The organism is Teichococcus deserti, assembly GCF_001982615.1.
In the GTDB taxonomy this organism is placed as follows: Bacteria; Pseudomonadota; Alphaproteobacteria; order Acetobacterales; family Acetobacteraceae; genus Pseudoroseomonas; species Pseudoroseomonas deserti.
In genome coordinates this window covers 1-20,897 of the sequence record NZ_MLCO01000136.1, presented here as the reverse complement: position 1 = coordinate 20,897, position 20,897 = coordinate 1, and the positions used below count along the sequence as shown (strand labels likewise).

At 71.4% G+C, this 20,897-nt stretch carries 20 protein-coding genes; 12 read left to right on the top strand and 8 right to left on the bottom strand.

Annotation, left to right across the window (positions count from 1 at the left end; all coding sequences use genetic code 11):
- Nucleotides 1-396, bottom strand: a 396-nt coding sequence (locus tag BKE38_RS14480) for a PTS sugar transporter subunit IIA (protein ID WP_076958010.1), incomplete at its 3' end; no start/stop codon positions are given.
- A gap of 531 nt (nucleotides 397-927) precedes the next feature.
- On the opposite strand from BKE38_RS14480, the gene BKE38_RS14475 reads away from it, so the two are divergent.
- The gene (locus BKE38_RS14475; RefSeq protein ID WP_076958008.1) at nucleotides 928-1,299 is read left to right on the top strand and encodes an SWIB/MDM2 domain-containing protein; all 372 of its coding nucleotides are present in this window, start codon (nucleotides 928-930) and stop codon (nucleotides 1,297-1,299) included.
- Between the two features lie 71 nt (nucleotides 1,300-1,370).
- On the opposite strand, the gene BKE38_RS14470 is transcribed toward BKE38_RS14475, so the two are convergent.
- From BKE38_RS14470 to BKE38_RS14455, 4 genes are all read right to left on the bottom strand, one after another.
- Nucleotides 1,371-2,198 carry an ABC transporter permease gene (locus BKE38_RS14470; RefSeq protein ID WP_076958007.1) on the bottom strand — a complete coding sequence of 276 codons (828 nt, stop codon included), beginning with the start codon at nucleotides 2,196-2,198 and terminating at the stop codon, nucleotides 1,371-1,373.
- Nucleotides 2,195-3,169, bottom strand: coding sequence for an ABC transporter permease (locus tag BKE38_RS14465; RefSeq protein ID WP_076958006.1), 975 nt, complete (start codon nucleotides 3,167-3,169; stop codon nucleotides 2,195-2,197). The genes BKE38_RS14470 and BKE38_RS14465 overlap by 4 nt, the downstream gene beginning before the upstream one ends.
- Before the next feature lie 7 nt (nucleotides 3,170-3,176).
- The gene (locus tag BKE38_RS14460; protein ID WP_076958005.1) at nucleotides 3,177-4,775 is read right to left on the bottom strand and encodes an ABC transporter substrate-binding protein; all 1,599 of its coding nucleotides are present in this window, start codon (nucleotides 4,773-4,775) and stop codon (nucleotides 3,177-3,179) included.
- 156 nt (nucleotides 4,776-4,931) lie between these two features.
- Entirely contained in the window at nucleotides 4,932-6,110 is a 1,179-nt protein-coding gene (locus tag BKE38_RS14455) for a lactonase family protein (RefSeq protein WP_083747551.1), read from the bottom strand.
- A 217-nt stretch (nucleotides 6,111-6,327) separates the two neighbouring features.
- Here BKE38_RS14455 and BKE38_RS14450 point away from each other — a divergent pair, with 217 nt between their 5' ends.
- From BKE38_RS14450 to BKE38_RS14415, 8 genes are all read left to right on the top strand, one after another.
- Nucleotides 6,328-7,893 carry an ABC transporter substrate-binding protein gene (locus BKE38_RS14450; RefSeq protein ID WP_076958009.1) on the top strand — a complete coding sequence of 522 codons (1,566 nt, stop codon included), beginning with the start codon at nucleotides 6,328-6,330 and terminating at the stop codon, nucleotides 7,891-7,893.
- Nucleotides 7,890-8,861, top strand: a complete 972-nt coding sequence (locus tag BKE38_RS14445) for a serine hydrolase domain-containing protein (protein ID WP_076958003.1) — start codon at nucleotides 7,890-7,892, stop codon at nucleotides 8,859-8,861. The genes BKE38_RS14450 and BKE38_RS14445 overlap by 4 nt, the downstream gene beginning before the upstream one ends.
- Nucleotides 8,862-8,872: 11 nt before the next feature.
- On the top strand, nucleotides 8,873-10,396 hold the full coding sequence (locus BKE38_RS14440) for a M81 family metallopeptidase (RefSeq protein WP_076958002.1): 1,524 nt from the start codon (nucleotides 8,873-8,875) through the stop codon (nucleotides 10,394-10,396).
- A gap of 82 nt (nucleotides 10,397-10,478) precedes the next feature.
- Nucleotides 10,479-11,597, top strand: a complete 1,119-nt coding sequence (locus BKE38_RS14435) for an RMD1 family protein (protein ID WP_207553571.1) — start codon at nucleotides 10,479-10,481, stop codon at nucleotides 11,595-11,597.
- Between the two features lie 88 nt (nucleotides 11,598-11,685).
- The gene (locus tag BKE38_RS14430) at nucleotides 11,686-12,123 is read left to right on the top strand and encodes a hypothetical protein (protein WP_131829598.1); all 438 of its coding nucleotides are present in this window, start codon (nucleotides 11,686-11,688) and stop codon (nucleotides 12,121-12,123) included.
- Between the two features lie 6 nt (nucleotides 12,124-12,129).
- Nucleotides 12,130-13,161, top strand: a complete 1,032-nt coding sequence (locus tag BKE38_RS14425) for an amidoligase family protein (RefSeq protein ID WP_076957999.1) — start codon at nucleotides 12,130-12,132, stop codon at nucleotides 13,159-13,161.
- Nucleotides 13,143-13,667: a hypothetical protein gene (locus tag BKE38_RS14420; RefSeq protein ID WP_076957998.1), complete on the top strand. Its 525-nt coding sequence runs from the start codon at nucleotides 13,143-13,145 to the stop codon at nucleotides 13,665-13,667. The genes BKE38_RS14425 and BKE38_RS14420 overlap by 19 nt, the downstream gene beginning before the upstream one ends.
- A 2-nt stretch (nucleotides 13,668-13,669) precedes the next feature.
- Nucleotides 13,670-14,137, top strand: a complete 468-nt coding sequence (locus BKE38_RS14415) for a hypothetical protein (protein ID WP_076957997.1) — start codon at nucleotides 13,670-13,672, stop codon at nucleotides 14,135-14,137.
- Between the two features lie 2 nt (nucleotides 14,138-14,139).
- Here the strand turns inward: BKE38_RS14415 and BKE38_RS14410 are convergent, their stop codons facing one another.
- The gene (locus BKE38_RS14410; protein ID WP_076957996.1) at nucleotides 14,140-15,153 is read right to left on the bottom strand and encodes a tripartite tricarboxylate transporter substrate binding protein; all 1,014 of its coding nucleotides are present in this window, start codon (nucleotides 15,151-15,153) and stop codon (nucleotides 14,140-14,142) included.
- Between the two features lie 230 nt (nucleotides 15,154-15,383).
- Here BKE38_RS14410 and BKE38_RS14405 point away from each other — a divergent pair, with 230 nt between their 5' ends.
- Entirely contained in the window at nucleotides 15,384-16,112 is a 729-nt protein-coding gene (locus tag BKE38_RS14405; RefSeq protein WP_076957995.1) for a hypothetical protein, read from the top strand.
- Between the two features lie 13 nt (nucleotides 16,113-16,125).
- On the opposite strand, the gene BKE38_RS31495 is transcribed toward BKE38_RS14405, so the two are convergent.
- The gene (locus BKE38_RS31495; protein WP_131829597.1) at nucleotides 16,126-16,308 is read right to left on the bottom strand and encodes a hypothetical protein; all 183 of its coding nucleotides are present in this window, start codon (nucleotides 16,306-16,308) and stop codon (nucleotides 16,126-16,128) included.
- 220 nt (nucleotides 16,309-16,528) lie between these two features.
- On the opposite strand from BKE38_RS31495, the gene BKE38_RS14400 reads away from it, so the two are divergent.
- Nucleotides 16,529-17,452, top strand: coding sequence for a retroviral-like aspartic protease family protein (locus BKE38_RS14400; protein ID WP_076957994.1), 924 nt, complete (start codon nucleotides 16,529-16,531; stop codon nucleotides 17,450-17,452).
- A 26-nt stretch (nucleotides 17,453-17,478) separates the two neighbouring features.
- On the opposite strand, the gene BKE38_RS14395 is transcribed toward BKE38_RS14400, so the two are convergent.
- Nucleotides 17,479-19,254, bottom strand: a complete 1,776-nt coding sequence (locus BKE38_RS14395) for a uracil-xanthine permease family protein (RefSeq protein ID WP_076957993.1) — start codon at nucleotides 19,252-19,254, stop codon at nucleotides 17,479-17,481.
- A gap of 376 nt (nucleotides 19,255-19,630) precedes the next feature.
- On the opposite strand from BKE38_RS14395, the gene BKE38_RS14390 reads away from it, so the two are divergent.
- The coding region (locus tag BKE38_RS14390; protein ID WP_076957992.1) for a methyl-accepting chemotaxis protein at nucleotides 19,631-20,897 on the top strand (1,267 nt) is incomplete at its 3' end.

The following is a 20,897-nucleotide window of genomic DNA, read 5'->3' as shown; positions in this document are numbered from 1 at the left end:
CAGCTGCCGCGGCAGCTGGTTGTCGCGCAGCACCTTGCAGATGTTGGACAGCGCCGGGAGGAAGCCCTCCGAGGCGTCCTCGGGCCAGAGCACCATGAAGACCAGGTCGACCGGCTCGCCGTCGCGGGCGTCGAACTCGATGCCGCGGGTCAGCCGGGCCAGGATCGCCAGCGGCTGGGTCAGCCCCTCGATCCGGGTATGCGGCATGGCGACGCCGCGGCCGAGCGCGGTCGAGCCCAGCCGCTCGCGCGCCTGCAGCGCCTCGAGGATTTCTTCCCGCGGCCGGCCAAGACGGGCGGCGGCGCGGTCGGCCAGCTGCTCGATCAGGTCGGTCTTGTTGGCCACCGTCAGGGTGAGGATGCCCTCGGCGGCGGGAAACAGGTCGGCAATGGCCATAGGCTTCTCCAAACTGACCTCCTTCTCCGGACCCGGGCGCCCGAGGGTGCCCAGGATGGCGGCGGCGGGGGCCGCGCCGACGGCAGGATCGTCATCTTCGCGCCGCCGGCGCGCCAGGCCCAGCCCCATGTCAGGGGGCTGCGGAACCTTGCGCCGGCAACGGCAGCTGCCTCCACCCCCGGCCGGTTGGCCGCCGGGGCAGATTAAACTCCGTCCACACTATAACCTCAGGGCGCCAAGCATTGCAAATCGGCGCCTTCCAGCTGTGTCTGCGGAATTATTCCCTGGCGTCGGGAATTTTATTGATGGTTGTTTTGGTTTGGCGAACGGTTTCAAGATTCGTCAACAATCGTGACTTGCCGCCAGGACGACAGAAAAATTTTACTTGGCGCCCGGGAAAATCCGGGCCTGCTGCGGCATTGCGGTTATGGGGCAGGCCGGCGGGAAACTTTCGCCGCCGCGAAGCGCTGCTGCTGCGGGTGGCGAGCAGGGACCGGAGGGCCGGTCCCCCGCCGCCGAGGGGAGCAGAGCATGCCCGCGAAATCCGCCGCCAAGGCCGAGCCGGCCAAGGCTGCTGCCAAGAAAGCCGACGGCAAGACCGCCGAGAAGGCCCCGGCCAAGAGTGCCGCCAAGGCCGATGGCAAGACCGACGGCAAGGCCAAGCCCAATGCGCTGCAGACGCCGCTGAAGCCCAGCGCCGAGCTCGCCGCCGTGGTCGGCGCCGGCACCCTCTCGCGCGGCGAGGTGGTCAGCAAGATGTGGGAATACATCAAGTCGAACGAGCTGCAGAACCCCGAGAACAAGCGGGAGATCATCGCCGACGACAAGCTGCGGCCGATCTTCGGCAAGGACAAGGTGACCATGTTCGAGATGAACAAGCACCTGGCCGCCCATCTGCGCTGATCCCGCTCCACCCGGAGCAAGGATCGGCAAGGCCCCGGGCCGGCGACCCCCATCGCCGGCCCGGCTTCTTTCTATGCTCCCCTGCGCGGGTCCATGACGTCGTCCAGCACGTCGCCCAGCAGGTTCAGCCCGAGCACCGCCAGGGCCAGGGCGACGCCGGGGATGGCGGCCATGTACCAATGGGTGCGCAGCGCCTCGCGCCCGCCGCCGATCATCGATCCCCAGGAGACCAGGTTCGGGTCCGAGAGGCCGAGGAAGGACAGCCCGGCCTCGGTCAGCATGGCGGTGGCCATCAGCACCGAGGCGGTGACGATGATCGGCGACAGCGCGTTGGGCAGCACATGCCGCAGCAGCAGCCCCGAGGCCGGCGTGCCGCAGCAGATCGCCGCATCGACGAAGTCGCGCCGCCGCACCGCCATGACCTCGCCGCGCGCCAGCCGGGCGACGGCGGGCCAGGAGGTGATGCCGATGGCGAAGATGACATTGCCGATCGAAGGCCCCAGCACCGCCACCACCGCGATGGTGAACAGGAAGGGCGGCATGGTCTGGAAGACTTCGGTGAAGCGCATCAGCACGGAATCCGCCGCACCGCCCCAGAAGCCGGCCATGGCGCCGACCGCCGTGCCCAGCAACAGGGCGATGCCGGCGGCGCTCAGCCCGACGAGAAGAGAAACCCGGGCGCCGTGGAAGACGCCGGCGGCGATGTCGCGGCCCATCAGGTCGGTGCCCAGCCAGAAGCCTTCCTCCTGGCCCGGCCACATGCTGGGGCTGCCGACCATGTCCATCGGGTCGTCCGGGAAGATCCAGGGCGCCCCCAGCGCCATGGCGCCGAGGCCGACCACCAGCAGCAGCCCGACCAGCGCGCGCGGCCGCAGCAGCAGGCGAGCGACGCGCCTCATGCCGCGCGCACCCGCGGATCGGCCAGGCCATAGAGCAGGTCGACCACGAAATTCACCAGGATGACGGTCATCGAGCTGACCAGCACGATGCCCAGCAGCAGGTTCAGGTCGCGCCGCAGGATGGCATCGAAGGCCAGCCGCCCGAGGCCGGGCCAGCTGAACACCGTCTCCACCAGCACGGCGCCGCCGATCAGGCTGCCGGCCTGCAGGCCCACCATGGTCAGCACCGGCAGCAGGGCGTTGCGCCCGGCATGCACAGCCTCGACCTGGAAGGGCGACAGCCCCTTGGCCCGGGCGGTGCGGATATAGTCCTGCTGCAGCGCCGAGAGCATCGAGGCCCGCATCAGCCGCGCATAGAGCGCGGCATAGAACAGCGCCAGGCTGCAGACCGGCAGCACCATGTGCCGCGCGACGTCGCCCGCCATGGCCAGCCCGGTATAGGCCGCCGAAGGATCGCGCATCCCCCCCACCGGCAGCCATTGCAGCTGCACCGCGAAGACGACGATGGCCATCAACCCCGCCCAGAACAACGGGGTAGCGTAAGCAATGAGCACGCCGACTGAAATGAGGCCGTCGAGCCAGGTGCCGGCCCGGCGAGCCGCCCAGCCGCCCAGGACCATCCCTGAGCCTGCCGCCAGGAAGACCGCCGGCAGCATCAGCAGCAGGGTCGCCGGCAGCCGCTCGAGGATGAGGGTCAGCACCGGCAGCCCCAGCCGGTGCGAATAGCCGAAGTCGCCGGTCAGCAGATTGCCGAGGTAATGCGCGAACTGCACCCAGACCGGCTGGTCCAGCCCGAAGCGCGCGCGCAACTCCGCCATCATCTCGGGCGTCGCCGCCCCCTGCTCGCCGGCCAGCACGTCGGCGAGATCCCCGGGCGCCGCCTGCATCAGCAGGAAGTTCACCGCGACCACGCCGAACAGCACCGGCACCGCCTGGACCAGGCGCTTCCCCGCCTGCCGCAGCACTGCCATGGAAGGATCAGCCTTCCAGCCAGGCGTGCTTCAGCGAGGCATAGACCGCATCCGGCCCCATCGCCACGTCATGCAGCTTCTTCGAATGCACGGTGAAGAAGTTCAGCTCGATCAGCGGCAGGCAGGGCAGGTCCTCGGCCGCCAGCCGCTGCATCTCGTTGAACAGCCGGGTCCGCTCGGCCGGGTCGGCGCTGCGCTGCGCCGCCTCGATCACCTGGTCCATCGCCGGGCTGGCATAGCCCGAGGCATTGGTCCAGGGCGTGCCCTTGTTGATCGTCTTCGACCAGTAGAAGCGCTGCACGCCGATCTGCGGGTCGGAGAAGGACGAGGCCCAGGAGCTCGACATGTCGAACTCGTATTCGCCGAAGACCCGGCGCAGGTAGCTCGGCGTGTCCTGGCTGCGCAGCGTCAGGTCGATGCCGACCCGCCGCAGCGCCTGCCGCACATATTCGCCGGTGCGGCGATAGTCGTCGCCATACGGCAAAAAGTCGTGGCTGATGGCGAAGCGCATGCCGTCGGCGCCGCGCTTGTGCCCGGCCTCGTCCAGCAGCGCCTCGGCCTTCCGCACGTCGAAGGGGTATTGCGGCACATTGGCGTTGTGGAAGCGCGTGACCGTCGACGGGATGGTCGACACCGCCGCCTTGCCGAAGCCGTGCCACACCGTCTTGGCGATGACGTCGCGGTTGATCGCATGGGCGATGGCGCGCCGCACCCGCACGTCGCCGAGCTCCGGCTTGCGCAGGTTGAACTCCAGGAACAGCCAGGGCGAGATCCACTCATAGCCCCGCGTCTCGATGGCGATGCCCGGCAGCGCCCGCAGCCGCGCCACGTCGGTCAGCGGCACCGGGCTATAGGGGGCATACTGCGCCTGGCCGGTCTCCAGCAGCGCGGCGCGGGCCGTCGCGTCGGGGACGACGCGGAAGACGATCCGGTCGAGATAGGGCTTGCCCTCGTCCCAGTAATCCGGGTTCCGCTCCAGGATGATATGCTCGCCGCGCACCCATTCCTTGAAGCGGAACGGGCCGGTGCCGATCGGCTTCAGGTTCAGCGGATTGGCCAGCGCGTCGCTGCCGGCATAGAGATGCTTCGGCAGGATCTGCGATTCATAGGCGTTCAGAGCGCCCAGGATCACCGGCGAGGGCTGCTTCAGCCGCAGCACCACGGTCAGCGGATCCGGCGTCTCCACCGCCTCGACATTGGCAAAGGTCGCCCGGCCGCGCGGATGGATCTTCCGCCAGACCTCCTCCAGCGAGAACTTCACGTCCTCGGCGGTGAAGGCCTGGCCGTCATGCCAGCGGACATTCGGCCGCAGGTGGAAGGTGATCGCCAGACCGTCGGTGGCCACCTCCCAGCGCGTCGCCAGGGCGGGCTTCAGGCCCATGTCCCAGTCGTAGGAAAACAGGCCGTCGAAGATATTGGTCGACACCACGCCCGTCGGCGCGCCCGCATTCAGCGCCGAGACCAGCGTCGGCGGCTCCGGCTGCACGATGGCGGTCAGCGTGCCGCCGCGCCGGGGCGTCGACTGGGCCCGCGCCGGCGCGACGCTCATCCCCGCCATGCCCATCCCGGCAAGCAGCAGGCGACGGGAGAGAATGGGATGCGACATGGCGGCGTTTCCGTGATTTCAGACGTCGCCGCGTTATATTGAACTTTCTACAGGCGTCAAATGCGGACGTCCGAAAAGACAGTGACGCTGACGTATAAATTCACAGAGAAGGCTGGGGGAATGAATTCCCCCAGACCCCCATCTTCTTTTTATCCACTAACGTAGCGAAACCGGTACCGTTCCGAGGGCGGCCGGACCGCCATCGACCGGCAAGCTCCGGCCGGTGGCCTCAAGGCGATCGCCGTCGATGCGGTAGATAGCCACCTGCTTGTCGGCCATGTTGCCGATCAGCAGCGTCTTGCCGTCGCGGGAAAAGGCCATGCCCTGCACCCAGTCGCCGGCCGGCGCCTCGGCCACCACCGTCAGCCGGCCGTTCTCCACCTTCAGCAGCTTCACCATCGAGCGGCCGCGCAGCGGATCGGCCGGCGCCCGGCCGGAGCCGTTATGCACCACGGCCACCGCATGGACGCCGTCGGGACTGGCCATCACCCCTTCGGGCGTCGGGCCCACCGTCACCGTGTCGATGGTGCGGAACGGCTCGCGCGACAGGTCGATCAGGCTGACCGTGTCCTGGTCGCCGGTGTTGTTGACGCTGCGGCCCACATTGCCGACCACCGCCCAACCCGCCGGCGACACCGCGGCCGAATAGGGCCGCACCCCCGCGGTCAGGTCGCGCTCCAGCTTCGTCACCGTCTCGCCATCGACCCGCAGCACCGAGACGATGCTGTCATTGTCCCGCGTCACCAGCGCATGCCGCCCATCCGGCGTGAACTGCGCATGCGAGGCGCCGGTCGTCGCCGCCCCGATCGTCACCGTCCCCACCACGCTGACCTGCTGCCCGGCGATCTTCAGCACCGACACCGTGCCGCCGTTGCGGTTGGCCACCAGCGCCAGCGTCCCCGCCGGATTGATCGAGACCCCCGACGGCCCGGCGCCGACCTCGACCGTGCCCACCAGCTTCGGCGGCATGGAGGAAAGGTCGATCACCGAGACCCGGTTGTCCGGCACCGTCTTGGTCGGATCGGCCGGATCGATCTTCTCGGCCGAGCTCGCCAGCGCCAGCCGCTCATCCGGGCTGACCGCGATGGAATTGGGCGGCCCGATCACCGAATGCGGCACCGCCAGCTGGCCGATGATGCGCGGCTCGCCGCCCGACAGGTCGATCACCGCGATGGTGTCCGGCTTCGGGTCGCGCACCACCGTGTTCACGCCATCGACCAGCGCGCGCTTGTTGTCGTTGCCGGAGACCGCGATCTCCGCCGCCACGGGCAGGCTGGCGGCCAGCGCAAGCGCCGTCGCGGCCAGCCAGAGGCTTTTCCCCTGGGACTTCCTCATGACGTTCTTCCCTGTATTTTCGTTCATCTTTGCGGAGGCCCAGCGAGTCGTCAGGCCGTGCCGCGCGCAGTCTCCGCCCAGCGCGGACGTGGCGGCAAATGCCAAATTCGTGGCGCGCGGATTGCCAAGCATCCGCCGCATGCCCTCTCGCCAGCCGCCCCAGGCCGGCGCATGATCCGGGGCAGTCGAGGAGAGCGAAGCCATGTCCCCGCCTGACCTGAGCCGCCGCAGCGTCCTGGCTGCCGGTGCCGCCCTGACCCTTGCGACCCCTGCCCTCGCCCAGGGCAATGCGCGCGTGTTGCGCTTCGTCCCCGAGGGCAACCTGGCCAATCCAGACCCGGTCTGGACCACGACGACCATCGCCCGCAACCACGGCGCAATGATCTGGGACACGCTCTTCGGCCTGGATGCGCAATTCGAGCCGCAGCCGCAGATGCTGGCCGGCCACGAGGTCTCCGACGACCGCCTGACCTGGCGCTTCACCCTGCGCGAAGGCCTGGCCTTCAGCGACGGCGAGACGGTGCGCCCGGCCGACTGCATCGCCAGCATCCAACGCTGGGCCCGCCGCCGCCCGCTGGGCCAGACATTGCTGGCGCGGACCGAGGCGATGACGCCGATCGACGACACCCGCTTCGAGATCCGCCTGAACAAGCCCTATGGCCTGATCCCGCGCGCGCTCGCCGACAGCTGCTTCATGATGCCGGAGCGCATCGCCAAGACCGATCCCTTCCAGCAGATCCGCGAATATATCGGCAGCGGCCCCTTCACCTTCCCGGTGAACGAATGGGTCTCGGGCTCGCGCGCCGTCTATCGCCGCAACCCGGCCTATCGCCCGCGCGAGGGCGCGCCGAGCTTCATGGCCGGCGGCAAGGTCGCGCATTTCGACCGCGTCGAATGGCTGGTCATGCCGGATAGCGCGACGGCCATGGGCGCGCTGCAGAATGGCGAGGTCGACTGGATCCAGCGCCCCGACTACGATCTTCTCGCCAGCATGCGCAAGATGCGCAACGTCCGCGTCGCCGTGCACGACAAGGTCGGCGTCATCGGCATGCTCGGCATCAACCACATCCACCCGCCCTTCGACAATCCGAAGCTCCTGCGCGCGGTCCTCTCGGCGGTCAACCAGGCCGACTACATGGCCGCCGCCGTCGGCGCCGAGCCGGAGCTGTTCCACATCCCCTGCGGCGTCTTCACCCCGGGCCTGCCGATGGCGACCGACGCCGGCATGCAGGCGCTGACCGGCCCGCGCGACCTGGCGCAAAGCCGCAGGCTGGTGCAGGACAGCGGCTACAAGGGCGAGCGCGTCGTCGTCATGTCGCCCTCCGACTATCCGGTGCAGGCGGCCTTCGCCCAGGTCACCGTCGACCTGCTGAAGCAGCTCGGGTTGAACATCGAATTCGCCAGCATGGACTGGGGCACGCTGGTGCAGCGCCGCACCAGCAAGGAGCCGCCGGAAAAGGGCGGCTGGAGCCTCTTCACCACCACCTATGAAGGCCTGACCGTCGCCGACCCCTCCAGCCACGTCCCCCTGCGCGGCAATGGCCCGCAGGGCTGGTTCGGCTGGCCCACCAGCCCGCGGCTGGAGGCGCTGCGCGACGAATGGCTGGACGCGCCGAACCTGGCCGACCAGAAGCGCATCGCCGGCGAGATGCAGGTGCTGGCCTTCGAGGAGGTGCCCTTCATCCCGGTCGGCCAAATCTTCAACCCGACCGCCTACCGCACCGACATCGTCGACGTGGTGCCGGCCTCCTTCCCGATCTTCTGGGGTGTCAAGCGCGCATGATTCTTTCTGACATCGGCACCTGGGACCGCTGGGACAGCCCGGCCGATGCGGGTTGGGACGCCGGCCAGCTGGCCCGGGCGGTGGAGGACTCGAAGACCCTCGATACCGCAGCGCTGATGGTGGTCGTCCGCGGCCGCGTGCTGCTGGCCGAGGGCGCCGTCGATGCCCGCTACAACGTCCATTCCATCCGCAAGAGCTTTCTCTCCGCCCAGATCGGCATGCACGAGGCCGAAGGGCGCATCGACCTCGAAGCGACGCTCGACAGCCTCGGCATCGACGACAAGCTCGGCCTGACGCCGCGGGAAAAGCTGGCGACCGTGCTGGACCTGCTCTGCGCGCGCTCCGGCGTCTATCACCCCAGCGGCTATGAATCGCCCTGGATGATCGCCATCAAGCCGGCACGCCACAGCGCCGGCCCGGGCACCACCTGGTGCTACAACAACTGGGACTTCAACGCCCTCGGCAGCATCTTCCGGAAAGTCACCGGGGCTGACATCTTCGCCGACTTCGCCGCCCGCATCGCTGGCCCCTGCGGCATGCAGGATTTCCGCCCGGCGCAGGACGGCGAGTATGTCGACCTGCCCGACAGCGCCCATCCTGCCTATCCTTTCCGCATGACCGCGCGCGACCTGGCCCGCTTCGGCCAGCTCTTCCTCGATGGCGGCCGCGGCGTGGTGCCGAAATCCTGGGTGCAGCAAAGCGTCCTGCCGATCTCGGAAGCCGGCACCCATGGCGCCTATGGCTTCATGTGGTGGGTCGAGCGCGCCGGCATCCTGTTCCCGCATGCGCTGATGCCGGCGGGCAGCTATGCGGCGCTGGGCACCCGCGGCCATGTGCTGCTGGTCATCCCGGCGCTGCAGGCGGTGATCGTCCATCGCGTCGACACCGATCAGCCCGCCACCAGCGTCTCCCACACCCGCCTCGGCCGGCTGCTCGCGCATCTGCTGGCGGCCGCCCCCTCAGCCTGAAGGCCTTGCCCATGACCGCCCCGCCCCGCATCGCCCTCCTCGGCTTCATGCTGGAGGCCAATGGCTTCGCGCCCCCGGCCACCGAGGAAGAATTCCGTTCCAAGCTCTGGCTGCAGGGCGAGGATCTTTTGACCGACGTGCGCAGCGCGACGCCCCGCGACCCGGGCGGGCTGGTCGGCTTCGTCGCCGAGATGGACGCGGCCGGTCCCTGGACGCCGCTGCCCATCGCCATCACCGGCGCCGGCGCCAGCGGCCCGGTGGAGCAATCCTTCTTCGATGGGTTTCTCGCCTTGCTGGAGGCGGGGCTGCGCGCCGCCCTCCCCCTCGACGGCGTCTATGTCGAGGCGCATGGCGCCGCCTCGGCCACCGTCGACCCCGATCCGGAGGGCGTGCTCTATGCCATGGTCCGCCGCGTCGTCGGGCCTGACGTGCCGATCGTCTCCACCCTCGACCTGCATGCCAATGTCAGCGCCGAGATGGTCGCGCATCCCGACCTGCTGATCGCCTATCGCACCAACCCGCATACCGACATGCGCGCCCGCGGCCAGGAGGCGGCCGTCGGCATGCGCGAGCTGCTGTCGGGCGTGAAGACCGCCAAGGCTTTCATCCGGCTGCCGCTGCTGCCGCCCTCGGTGGCGCTGCTCTCCGACCGCGGCCCTTACGGCGCCGCCATCGCGCGCGGCCAGCAGCTGACCACCGGCCCGATCATCAATGTCTCCGTCCTCGGCAATTTCAGCCTGGGCGACAGCCCGAAGAACGGCATGAGCGTCATCGTGACCTCCCGCGGCGATCAGGCCGCCGCCCAGCGCGTCGCGACGGAAATCGCGACCCTGCTCTGGGACCGGCGCGGGGAGCTGGTGGCAAACTTGATGCCGATCGACACCGCCGTCGCGCGGCTGAAGGAGGTCGTCGCGAACCCAGCGATGCCGCCGCTGCTCTTCGCCGATGTCGCCGACAATCCCGGCGGCGGCGGGCGCGGCAACACCTCGGCCGTGCTGCGCGCCTTCCTCGAGGCCGGCATCGGCGACACTGGCTTCGCCATCCATTACGACCCGACACTGGCCGCCGAGGCGCATGCGCTGGGCCAGGGTGCCCGCTTCACCGCCCAGCTGAACCGCGGCGAGGATTTTCCCGGCAGCGACCCGCTCGAGGTTGAGGCCGAGGTCATGGCGCTTTCGGATGGCGAGATCGTCGGCCGCCGCGGCATGATTGCCGGACGCAAACAGTCGCTCGGCCCGACCGCCTGGCTGCGGCTGGCGGGACGGATCGAGGTGGTCTTCGTCTCGATCCGGCACCAGTGCCTGGATACCGCCATGCTGGAGCATCTCGGCATCGACGTCCGGGCGTTGCGCGGCATCGTCGTCAAGTCGCGCGGCCATTTCCGCGCCGGCTTCGACGACCTCTTCTCCGACGAGCGCATCCTGGAGATCGACGGGCCCGGCCTGGTCTCGCCGATGCTGGCGCGCATCCCCTTCCGCCATGTGCCGCGGCCGATCTGGCCGCTCGACCCGGCGACGGAATGGTCGCCCGGCTGAACCTCCCCGCTGTCATCAAACTGTCGCGTGGCGGGCGCCGCCGCAGCCGCTAAGCCCCGCCCGGAACAGCGGATGGCGGATGATGACGACAGGCTTGGCGGTGGCCTCGGGCCAGGTGGTGGCGCTGCGCCTTTTCGACCTGGCCTATGAGATCGACCTGAAGCGGGCAGAGGCGCTCTGGGCCGCCCGCGCCCAGGGTCCCAGCGCCCGCAGCCGCCTGGCCGGCACCCCCGCCAAGGCCGTCTCCTTCGGCGTGCCGCCCCTGGCTCTGCCCCTCGGGCCGGTGACGCTGCGCCTCGGCGCCGAGGAGGTCACCGCCCAGGGCGGCATCCGTCTCTACGACTTCGGCGTCGCCGCCTTCACCCTGAAGCTGCCGGCCGACGGGCTGGACTGGGATGGCTTCACGGCGCTGGCCAACCGCCTGGACCATGCGACCGGCCTCGAGGCCATCGACGCGCCCTGGGACGCGCTGCTGGCCCAGCTGCGCGGCCTGCTGGGCGAGGCCTTCATCCGCCCGAGCCCGGCGCCGCTGCAGGAGGATTACCTCCTCGCTGTGGTCGATGCCTTCGACCGGCCGGTGACCGCGGCCGAGCTGCAGCAGCAGGCCGATCTGGTGCCGCTGCTGTCGGGCGAGATCCGGCCGCTGTCGGACGGCGCCCGCCGCGACCTGCTGCGCCAGAGTTTCTCTTATCATACCGACGACCTCGTGGTCCTCACCTGGGACCGCGCCTTCATCTACGAGCCGCGGCGCGAGACCGACGTCGCCGACGTCATCGAGATGGCCAATGCGCAGCTGCTGGAGATGCGCAGCTATGACGAGCTGCTCGATGCCGAGCTGCCGCGCATGCGCGACCTGGTCGAGGCGGCGCGGCGCCGCTCGCATCTGCTGGCCTCGCGCCGCTATGCCGGCCTGGCGCAGCAGCTGCACATGCTGGTGGCCGAGGTCAGCCAGCTGGCCGAGCGCGTCGACAACGCGCTGCAGGTCACGGAGGACGTCTATCTCGCCCGCGTCTATGCCGCGGCAATGGACCTGTTCCGCGTGCCCGAGGTCAGCGCTGCTGTCGACCGCAAGCTGGCGATCATCCGCGACACCTACACGGCGCTGCATGGCGAGGCCGCCGGCGGCCGCGCCGAGGTGCTGGAAACCGCCATCCTTCTGCTCATCGCCTTCGAGATTGTTTTGTCTTTCATCCGGCACTGACCGCCGCTCTGCTTCCGCTTTTGTTGAATTGCCCGCAATTCTCCCCACGGCCATGGTGCCGCCTCCGCCGCGCTTCTGGGGACATTGCATGCCGAGCCTTCGCAAACGGAAAGTCCTTCTGGCCTCCAAGGTGGTGGCGCTGGTCGCCGCCGCCACGGCCAGCCCGGCGCTGGCCGGGCCGAACGAGGACACGTTTTTCGAGGCCGGCTACACCATGTGCGACGCCCATATGCTGCAGCTCGCCTATGACGACGACCTGATGAACCGCGTCATGCGCAATGCCGCCGAGAAGCTGCGCCGCGGCGACGGCGCCCGCGTCGCCGCCGATGTCGAGCGCGGCCGGCAGATGAACCGCTACGAGGCGCGCCGCTGCCCCGCCGACGAGGTCTACAGCGCCGAGCAGATCCTGCTCTTCGCCAAGTACTGGCGGATGGATTCGATCTCGGAGACGCGGGCCAAGCTGTCGGGCAACCTGGTGCGCGGCGACCACAAGAACAGCCTGGAAGCCATCAACGACGCGCGCTGAAGCGCCATGCCCTCCCCGATCGGCTGGCGCATCGGCGTCGAGGTGGAGCTGCTGGCGCCGCCCGGCCGCTCCCGCCGCGACCTGGCGCAGCGCCTGGCCGAGCGCTGCGGCGGAAGCCTGCGCCGCATCTTCCACCCCCAGGCCGAGCACGGCCCTGGCCCCGAGCGCCGCGTTTTCGAGACGCTGACGCTGGGCTTCGCGATCGAGGATGCCGCCGGCCATCCCGTCGCCCGTTGCGTCGACGACCTGACCCTGCAGGCCGATCTGGAGCGCCGCGCGGCGCCGCGCCCGGGCTGGTACCGCATCGCCGTGGACGATGCGCGCCTCGCCCGGCTGCTGGCCCGGCATTGCGACGCCGAGGCGCCGATCGGCGATGTCTTGGCCCCCGGCCTCGATCTTTTCGGCGGGCGGCTCGAGGAAAAGCCCGGCGGCATCCACCGCCTGGCCGATCCGGCCGGCGCTTCCGTGGCGCTCGCCGCCCCGCTGCCCGGCGGCCGCGAGCGCCCCTGCGAGATCATCACCCCGCCGCTGGAAGACAACCACGCCGCGGCGCTGTCCGCCCTGCTGGAGCCGGCGCAGGCGCTCGGCTTCCTGCTGCCGCAGGAAGGGGCCGTGCATCTGCATTTCGATGCCGCGCCCTTCGCCGATGCGGCGCGGCTGCAGGCGCTGATCCGGCTGGTGGCCGAGCGTTCCGCGGCGCTGCGCGCGCTCTGCGGCACCAACCCGCAATGCCGCCGCCTCGGCCCCTATGACGAGGAGATGCTGGAGGCGGCGCTCGATCCCGGCTTCGCCCGCCTGCCCTGGCCCGAGGCCGCCGCGCGCCTGCTGCGCGCCGGCGCCCAGAAGTTCTGCGACGTCAACATCGTCAACCTGCTGGCCGGCGACGCGCAGAAGCGCACCATCGAGATCCGCCTGCTGCCACCGACGCTGGACGCCGCGCGCATCCTGCGCTGGGCAGGATTCTTCGAGGAGATGCTGCGCGGCCTTCTCGCCGGCAGCCACCACGGAACGGAACAACCATGGCCCAGCATGGCGTGACCCGCCGCGTCTTTTTGTTCTGTCTGCTGGCCGCTCCGGCAGCGGCGCAGGACTTCATGCGCATGCCGCTGGCGGAGCTGGAGAAGGACGCCGAGAACCTGCCGCCCGCCGGCCTCTACACCCTGGCGGCGCGGCGCTTCCGCGAAGGGCCGCAGCAGGACGCCGTGCGCTGGCTCTATGTCGCCCAGCTGCGTGCCCGCTTCCGCCTGGCGGCGACGCCGGACCTGCCGCGCAGCGGCGAGCCGGCGCTCTATGCCGCGCTGAATGAATCCGTCGGCCGGCCGATCAACGAATGGGCCTTCGGCGACGTTGATGCCCTGGCCGCCAGCCTGCAGGACGCGCTGGACTGGGACGCGGCGCATGCCAATGCGGCGACGCCCAAGCCGGGCAACGAGGCGGTGCTGAACCGCATCCGCGCCGGCCTGGCGGAGATGCGCGAGACGGTGCTGGCAAGCCGGGAGAAGATCCGGCAGCAGCGCAGCGCCAATGGGCTGGAGAACCGCTGAGCATGACGACGAAGACCGCGACCCTGGCCCTGCTGGCGACCCTCGCCGCCCTGCCCGCCGCGGCGCAGGAGCTGCGCTGGCAGACCCGCCCGACCGGCGAGGGCGTGATCGTCGCCTGGGAGGTGCCGGAGACCGGCGACCAGAGCCTGGCGCTGTTCTGCCGCAGCGGCGGCCGCCAGATCGAGATGCGCCTGCTGGAGGAGCGCGACCGCGCCCGCGACGGCGTCACCCTGCCGGTCGACTTCGCGACCGCCGGCGGCCAGCAGCGCCTGTCGATGAAGGGCGAGATGCAGGAGCTGGGCGATGCGCTGATGCTGCTGGGCAGCTTCCCCGCCGATGCCGCCTGGCGCCAGCTGTTCACCGCCGGCGGCGCCCTGTCGATCACCCTGGCCGGCGAGACCGAGACGGTGCCCCTGGCCGGCGCTGCCCCCGCCATGACGGCGCTGTTCGACGCCTGCCAGGGCAAGTAGCCTCAGCCGTCGACGTCGAATTCCTGCGCCTCGGACAGCGCGACCCAGCGCGCTTCCTCGGCGCCCAGCCGCTGCTTCAGGGCGGCGGCGGTGCCGCCCAGCACGGTCGCGCCGCGGGCTTCCAGCACCTGGCGCGTGGCGGGCTCGGCCAGGGCGGCGTTCAGCGCCGTGTTGGCGCGGGCGATGGCGGCGTCCGGCGTGCGCGGCATGGCGAACAGCCCGGTCCAGGCGGTCAGCGGCGCCAGCTCCGGCAGGCCCTGCTCGGCCGCGGTTGCGACGGTGGGCAGCGCGGCCAGGCGCTTCGCCCCGGTCGCCAGCACCGCCTGGGCCTGGCCGGCGGCGATGGCCGGCAGCACGGCGGGGGCGCTGAAGAAGCCGAGCTTCGCCTCGCCGCGCAGCAGCTCGGCCAGGGCCGGCCCGGCGCCGTCATGATAGGTCCGCATATGGATCTGCCGCGGCGCTGCCGTATGGCCGGCGTGCCGCAGCCAGAGCTGGAAGGCGCAATGGCCGAGGCCACCCGGGCTCGCCGCCGCATAGACCAGCGGCAGCGGCTGGCGGCGCAGCCAGGCGGCGAGTTCTTCCGCATCGCGGGCTGGCACGTCGCGATGCGCGACCAGCAGCAGCGGCGCCTCGGCCACCGCGGCCACCGGCATCAGCGGCTGGGTGTCGATGGTGCGGTTCGGCTGGCCGAAGCCCTGCACCACCATCTGCGCATTGTGCGCCAGCAGGAAGGTGCGCCCGTCGCCGCTCTGGCCCAGCGCCGCCATCAGCGCCGCGTCGCCATTGCTGCCCGGCCGGTGCGCGACCGTCGTGGCGCCGCCCATGCCACGGCCGAAGCCGGGCGCGATGGCCTGGGCTGCGATGTCGGTCAGCCCGCCGGGGCGGAAGCCGCTCAGCAGGGTGATCCCGGCCGCGGCCCGGGCCGGCGCCGCACCCGTCGCCAGCGCCGCGCCGAGCCCGGCCAGCAGGGCGCGACGACCGGGGCGGGAGGGAGAACATCCTGCGCGCTGCGTCATGTCTGGCTCCTCCACGCTGTCCTGCCGCGGCAGGATCACCTCAGGCCGGGCTTGCGAAGCCGGCCCGCCGATCAAAAGAATGTCGCCCGCCGGCGATTGTCGCAGGCCGCAAGCCGCGTCACGCTCACGCCATGCGTGCCCCAGCATGCCGAACGCCCCAAACTGTTGAATGCCCCAGCTGCCGGCCGCCCCTGCTGCCGACAGCCCATGCGACCGATGGATGCCGACCGATGCCGCCCATGACCTCCCGCCTTTCCCTGCGCCTCGCTCTGGCGGGCGCGGCGCTGCTGGCCGTCCTCGGCGCGCGGCCGGCGCTGGCGCAGGGCCAGGACCATGGCTGCTGGGGCATCCGCCCGGGCGACGAGGCGCTCGAGGCGGCGACCGTCGGCCCTGCCGCGCCGCGGCTGTTCTTCCGCGCGCGGCCGACCGGCGCGGCCGAGCCGGGGCGTGCCTTCCTGATGCCGGGGGATGTCGTGGTCGTCTCGCGCCGGCAGGGCGGCTTCGCCTGCGCCTCCTACCTGAACGACCGGCGCCGGCTGACCGCCGGCTGGCTGCCGGCCGCCGCCCTGCAGCCGCTGGCGCCGCCGACCACCGCGCCGCTGGAGGCCTGGCAGGCCAGCTGGTACGGCACCCAGGCCTATGAGCAGGAGATCGACATCAGCGCCGAGGGCAGCACCCTGCGCATTGGCGGCAGCGCCAGCTGGGGCAGCGACGACCCGGCCCGCGTCGAGCGCGGCGGCGTCAATATCGGTTCGCTGGAGGCGGAGGTGCGGCCCAGCGGCGCCCGCCTCGGCTTCAGCAGCGACGGCGGCGAACGCACCCGCGCCTATGACGAGGGCGGTCCGGAGACCTGCCGCGTGAGGATGCTGCTGCTCGGCCCCTATCTGGTGGTGCAGGACAACCTGCGCTGCGGCGGGATGAACGTCACCTTCAGCGGCCTCTACCGCCGCGCCGGCTAGGCAGCCGTCCACGCTACTTGCCGCGTGCGGCCTCGAGCGCCAGCGCGATCAGCTCGGGCGGGATCTGCTCCTCGGCCGGCTGGGCGTGGCGGCGCTGCAGGTCCTCCTGCAGCCAGCGGTCGAAAGCCTGATCCGCGGGGTTGCGCCGGTGCATCATCCGCTCTGCCTGGTCCTTGCTCGTATCATGCCATGTCATGGTCTGCCTCCGGTGGCGTCCCCGCCCCGTCATGCGCCCCATGGTATCGAGGGGTTGTTTCTCGCGGGTGTAACGAGACGCCGCGGCGGCCGGTTGCAGGCGCGAAGGCGCGAGCAGGTCCCGCTGTGGCCGCGAAGCCACAGCTGGGCAGGGCTTCCGATACGCGGCCGCAGCGGTTAAGCCCGGCCTCGCCTCGCCACGCCGTGACCGGAGCCGCCCGATGCCGCCTGCCCTGCCCGCTTTCGCCGCCTGGCGGCGCCTGGCGCTGCTGCTGCCGTTGCTGCTTGGCGCCTGCGCGGCGGTCTGCCAGCCGGAGATGGCCAACCGGCTGCCGCTGGTGAACGACAACGCCCGGCCGCTGGTCCCGGGGCGGATCGACGGCCAGCCCGCCGTGCTGCTGCTGGACACCGGAGCGATGCGCACCGCGCTGCTGCCCGAGGCGCTTCCGGCCTTGAACCTGCCCGGCGACTCGCTGCGCCGCAGCCGCATTCTCGGCTTCGGCGGCGAGTCCAACGAATCCAATACGCTGATCAACCGGCTCGAGCTGGGCAGCCTCACCCTGGAGCAGCTGACGGTGCCGGTGGTGGTGCATGGCGGCCGGCCGAGCCGTGCCCTGTCCGGGCTGATCGGCGCCGACCTGCTGCGCGCGCATGAGCTGGAAATGGATGCGCCGGGCGGCCAGGTGACGCTCTATCCGGCGCAGGCCTGCAGCGGCGCCGCGCCGCTCTGGCCCGGCCCGACCCGCAGCATCCCGGTCGAGCTCTACGGCCAGACGCTGCCGATCGTCACGCTGCGCGTCAACGGTCGCCCCGTGCGGGCGCTGTTCGACACCGGGGCGCAGCGCACGCTGCTGCCGCCGGCTCTCGCCATCAGCCTTGGGATGCCGGAGAGCGTCATCAGCGGCCCGCCCAGCGGTGTCGCCGCGGGCATCGGCCTGGGCCGCAGAACCGTCCACCACTGGCAGGCCGACCGGCTGGAATTCGCCGGGCTGGTGATCGACCGGCCGATGCTGCAGGTGGCGGATGTCGCGAAGTCGAGCCCCTTCGCCATGGTGCTCGGCCAGGATGTCATCGGCCAGCGCCGCTTCTGGCTGTCCTATGCCCGGCAGCGGCTGTTCTTCGACGCCGGGGCGGAGCCGCGCTGAGCGGCGGCCGCGTCCTGCCCGCGCGATCAGTGGTTGAAGACCAGCAGCAGCTCGGCCTCGGCGCCGCGCTGGCGGGCGGCGCTGCGATCGGCCAGGCGGCGGATGATCAGGCCTGACAGCCGCCGCATCCCGGCCTCGAGGGCGGCGGGGTCGTCGCCCTGCAGCAGCGCCTCGGCATCGGGCGCCCCGCCCTGGCCCAGCGGCAGCGCGGTGCCGCGATAGAGCAGCCGGCATTCGAAGAAGAACTCGTCGAAGCTGGCGGCCAGGGTGACGCGCTCCTGCAGCCCGGCGGCGCGCAGCGCCTCCAGCGCCTCGCCCACGGCATGGCCGGCGCGCAGCACCGTCTCCTGCCGCACGCCCCACAGCCGGCCGCCGGCCTCCAGCAGCTCCGCCGCCTCGGTCGCCTCGCGCGCCGGATCCAGCGGCTGGCGCAGCTGGCGGCGGATGCCGATGCGGAACAGCGCGTTCAGCGCGACGGCGGCGGCGGCGCCGACGGTCAGGCCGGAGCGCAGGCTGAGCTGCAGCCATTCCGGCGCCTGCCGGCCCAGCTCGGGCAGCAGCATCACCGCGCTGCCCAGCACAATGGCCAGGCCGACGGTGAAGCTGCGCCGCGGGTTCATCATCCGCGCCATGATCAGCTCGATGCCCGAGCTGATCATGTAGGCGGCGGTGTAGAGCAGGATGCCGCCGACCACCGGGGCGGGCGTCAGCACCAGCAGGCCGGCGACCGGCGGCAGGAAGGCGGCGGCGACCAGCACCAGGCCGGCGACCAGCCCGACGCGGCGGGCGGCGATGCCGGTCGCATGCACCAGGCCGATATTGGCCGAGGCCGGGCCGCCCGGCAGGGTGCCGGTCAGGCCGAACAGCAGATGCGCCAGTCCCAGCCCGGCCACCGCCCGCGCCGCCAGCCCCATGTCGGCGCGGCGCCAGCGCGCGTCGGTCATGCGGTCCATGGTCAGGGCGCTGCCGAACTGGTCCATGATGGTGATGAACTGGGTGATGGCGACGACCAGGATCGGCACCAGGCGGAACTCGGGCAGCGGCAGGGCCAGGCCCAGCACCGGCAGCTCGACCAGCGGCATGGCCAGCAGGGTGTCGGCCGCCGGCAGCCCGCCGGTCAGCGCGACGACCAGGGTGCCGGCCAGGGCCCCGGCCAGCAGGGCGACGCGGCGCAGCCCCGGGCCGCCCCAGACGGCGATGCCGACCAGGCAGCCCACGGTGGCCAGCGCCGCCAGCACGGCGGTGCCCTGCAGCGCGCCGCCCGCCAGGGTCAGGCCGGTGGCGCGGGTCATGCCGCCGGTGACCAGGGTGACGCCCATCATCACCAGCACCACGCCGATCACCTCGGGCGGGAACAGGCTGCGCAGCCGCGGGATCAGCCGCGCCATGACCAGCGCCAGCAGCCCGCCGGCGATGGTGGCGCCCATGGTGGCGGCCAGGCCCTCGTGCAGCACCAGCGCGACCTGCACCGGGATGCGGCCGGCGCCGGGGATGGTGACCAGCAGCATGCCGGCGCCGAAGCGCCAGGGCAGCGCCTGGATGATCGTGGCCAGCCCCATCACCAGCACGGTGGCGCTGACATAGGCGACGGTCTGCCGCGCGTCGAAGCCCATGCCCTGGGCGGCGATGGCGGCGTAGAGGGCGAAGACTAGGGCCAGCAGCGCGTGCTGCAGCCCCATGCCGAGCAGCAGCCCCCAGGGCAGCCGTTCGTCGACGCCGTAGAGCATGCCCTCGGGCCGGGCGCGGGGCGGCGCCTCGGGGTCGCGGGCCGGCGGCAGCAGCCGGTCGCGCCAGCCGGTCACGCCGCGGCGCCGGGGAAGAGGAAGCCAGGCCAGGGGTGCATGGGCGGCGGGTTCCAGAAGCAGCCGCTCGTGGAACGCGGCAGAATCGCCCCGATCTTTCCCGCCGCGGCAGTCGGGCGGAAGCCTCCGGACAATCACGCTGAATTGGTCACCGGTCCCATGTCCGGTCCTGTCTTGCCGCATGGCAGATCCGGACAGCAACGTTTCTCGTTGCCGCATTCGGTTTGTCGAAGGCGCCCGGGATTTTCGGCGGGATCAACCCCGGCGTCGCAGGGTGCATTGCTGCACCGCCGCCTTCGCATCGGCTGGTTAACAATCCGGCAAGCGATCACGCTATTGTGAGCATCGGTTTCAAAGCCCGATCCGAGGTTCGACGATGCGGCATTTCCTTTCCCGTCTGCGGCTGCGCAGCAAGCTCCTGGGCGCCTTCGGGCTGGTGGTGATCCTGACCATGGGCGTCGGCGGCATCGGGCTGCAGCAGCTCGGCCGGGTGGAGGAAGGCGTCGAGGCGCTGCAGACCAACTGGCTGCCCTCGGTGCGCAGCATCGGCCAGCTGCAATACAGCCTGAGCCTGCAGCGCAGCCGCGCCGCCCGGCAGCTCGGCACCGACGAGGCGGCCGATCGCGCACGCGGCGAAGCCGAGCTGCAGGCCATGCACCAGGAGGCGCTGCGGCGATTCGCAGAAACCGCCGCGCTGAGCTCCAGCCCGGCCGAGGTGGCGCTGCTGACGCGCGCCCGCCAGGCCTATGACAGCTACCAGGCGCTGATGCGGCAGCTGCTGGCGGCGCCGGGCGGCGACCGCGCCACGGTAGCCCGCTTCAACGGCGAAGGCTTCGCCGCCATCCGCCAGGTCTTCGACGCGCTGGACGAGCTCAGCCGGGTCAACGAGGCCGGGGCCGCTGCCGCGGCGGCCGATGCGGCCTCCGACTACCGCGAGGCGATCTGGCTGACCGGCGCCGGGCTGCTGCTGGCGCTGGTCGTCGGGCTGGGCGCCGCGATCTTCCTGGACCGCCATATCGCGCGCAGCATCGTGACCCTGGCCGCGGCGCTGCGCCGGGTCTCGGCGCGCGACTACGGCGTCGCGCTGCCGGACCTGGCGCGGCAGGACGAGGTGGGCGACATGTCACGCGCCGTCGACGACTGCCGCAGCGGGCTGCAGCGGGCCGACGCCCTGGCCGCCGAGCAGGCGCGCGAGCAGGCCGCCCGGCAGCGGCGCGCCGAGACGCTCGGCCAGCTGGTCGCCCAGTTCGAGGCGCGGGTCGGCGACATGGTGGGGGTGGTCTCCTCCGCCGCGACCGAGCTGGAGGCGACGGCGCGCAGCATGTCGGGCACCGCGGCCGAGACCAATGCCCAGGCCAATTCGGTGGCCAGCGCGGCGCAGCAGGCCAGCGGCGGCGTGCAGACCGTGGCCTCGGCGGCCGAGCAGCTGGCGGCCTCGATCAGCGAGATCAGCCGGCAGGTGGCGCAGGCGACCAGCGTCTCCGGCCAGGCGGTGACGCGGGCGCGGGAGACGGATGCGACGGTGCGGGTGCTGGCCGAGGGCGCGAGCAAGATCGGCGAAGTGGTGAACCTGATCACCTCGATCGCCGGGCAGACCAATCTGCTGGCCCTGAACGCCACCATCGAGGCCGCCCGCGCGGGCG